This window comes from Desulfovibrio sp. 1188_IL3213, assembly GCF_036763145.1.
GTDB lineage: Bacteria > Desulfobacterota > Desulfovibrionia > Desulfovibrionales > Desulfovibrionaceae > Desulfovibrio.
Genome location: NZ_JBAIYR010000509.1, coordinates 1 through 1469 on the forward strand (window position 1 = coordinate 1; position 1469 = coordinate 1469).

General features: G+C 61.7%; 3 protein-coding genes and 1 pseudogene. All 4 read right to left on the reverse strand.

Translation table 11 applies throughout. From position 1 onward, the window contains the following. On the reverse strand, positions 1 to 345 hold a 345-nt coding region (locus V6C16_RS13120), incomplete at its 3' end, for a hypothetical protein (protein ID WP_333543420.1). Continuing rightward, a complete protein-coding gene (locus V6C16_RS13125) occupies positions 345 to 764 on the reverse strand; it encodes a DUF2730 family protein (protein ID WP_333543421.1) in 420 nt (139 codons plus the stop codon). The genes V6C16_RS13120 and V6C16_RS13125, both read right to left, overlap by 1 nt. Before the next feature lie 174 nt (positions 765 to 938). Continuing rightward, complete coding sequence (locus tag V6C16_RS13130) at positions 939 to 1250, reverse strand: hypothetical protein (RefSeq protein ID WP_333543422.1); 312 nt, start codon at positions 1248 to 1250, stop codon at positions 939 to 941. Next, a pseudogene (locus V6C16_RS13135) lies at positions 1250 to 1469 on the reverse strand (hypothetical protein); the annotation flags it as partial. The pseudogene V6C16_RS13135 and the gene V6C16_RS13130, both read right to left, overlap by 1 nt.

A 1469-nucleotide genomic window follows, 5' to 3' on the forward strand; every position in this document is an offset into this window, starting at 1 on the left:
CCCGGCGCGCCCGGAGGCACTAGGGGCGGGGCGCGAGGCGAATTTCGCCACGGGGCCGGAATTGCCCAAATTGGCTGAGCCACAGGATGAACCGTATGGGCCGCCGGGCATATGCGGGCCGCCCCACACCACCATGAGCGGCTGAGGATTTTCCGGCGATTCCGCTTCGCGCAGTGAGCGCAAAATTGCATGCAATTCTTTTATTTCTTTGACGATATCTATACTTTTGCCGGAAATTTCAGCCTCGTTGAGGGTGCGTGTGAGCAGATCCAGACGCTGTTCCAGACTGTCCAGCAGGGGGCGGCTTTTCCTGTCCTTGACAGTGCGCGTTTGGGCGGCGGCCATTAGCGGCTTTCCCCGCCGGCGGCAGCGCTGTTTCTGCGCAAAAGAGCGCCGGTTCCCACAGGGGGCATCAGGTGCAGGCGGTCTTCCTGCCGTTCAAGCCCATGCTCCAGCCGTTCAAGCAGGCGATCCAGGCCGGATATGCGGGCGCTGAGAGCCTGTATTTCGCCGCGCAGGGTGGAAAGTTCAGTATGCAGCCCGGCCAGATCGCCATTGCCGGGCATGAGCCGCAGGCTTTCTTCCAGGGCGCAGATACGGCGGGCTGTGGCGGCTTCGCGCCGTACGTCGCGCTGCATGTGCAGCAGGTAGTCGTCCTGACGCACAAAGGCGCGGCGCAGGCTCCAGAGCGCCCAGGCAAACAGCCCCTGGACTATGAGCACCAGTATGGATGCGCCGGAAGAGGAAAAAATATCTGCTGTCATGATGTTCTCCATATGCGTCGTGCTTAATGCGCGTGTTGCAGCGTGTTTGCGTTGAGCCTGCCGGGCGGGGTAAAGTTGCCTGTCAGGCTGTCCGTCAGATTGTCAGCCGGCGGCCCCAGGGATGTCGGTCATCTGTCCGACAGGCCCGTCCGGCAAGCCAGTCTGGCAGGCACGCTAAAAGCCAAGGCCCAGCATGCCCAGAAGCAGCGCCATGATCTGGTCCAGGGCAGAAGGCGGCAGGTGCTCACCCCACTGGGCGAAAAAAAGCGGTACAATAACCATGCGGCCCACAACCTCCCAGCAGAAAAGCAGGGCCAGAATCCAGCCCAGAAACGATCTCCACAGGCGCATGCGGCTGGCCGGAGCGCCGGAAACCTCGGCTTCGTTGATACGGCTCTGGGCTTCATTCTGCCTGTTGCGGTCGGGTATGATCCGGCCAACCATGCCGCCAACGCCGCCGAGCAGCTTGCCGATCAGGCTCCACATCAGTTTTCCTCCCTTTCAAGTTCGGCCAGGTATTGACCAAGCGCCTTGACCCTGTTGCGCCAGCCATTCAGAAAAACCTGCATGGAAGGGCGCCTGGCCGCGAGGTCGCGATAAAAGGCGTCACCGGCCGTGGAAAGCGTGGTCTTTTTTGTAGGGGTAGACGGCATCAACCAGACCATGGCAACCTCGCGCCTGACCATCGAACTGCGCCCGCTGGCC

Coding starts and splice junctions, on each gene's coding strand:
- V6C16_RS13130 (WP_333543422.1), bottom strand. CDS start 1,250: ATGTGGAGCCTGATCGGCAAGCTGCTCGGCGGCGTTGGCGGCATGGTT.
- V6C16_RS13125 (WP_333543421.1), bottom strand. CDS start 764: ATGACAGCAGATATTTTTTCCTCTTCCGGCGCATCCATACTGGTGCTC.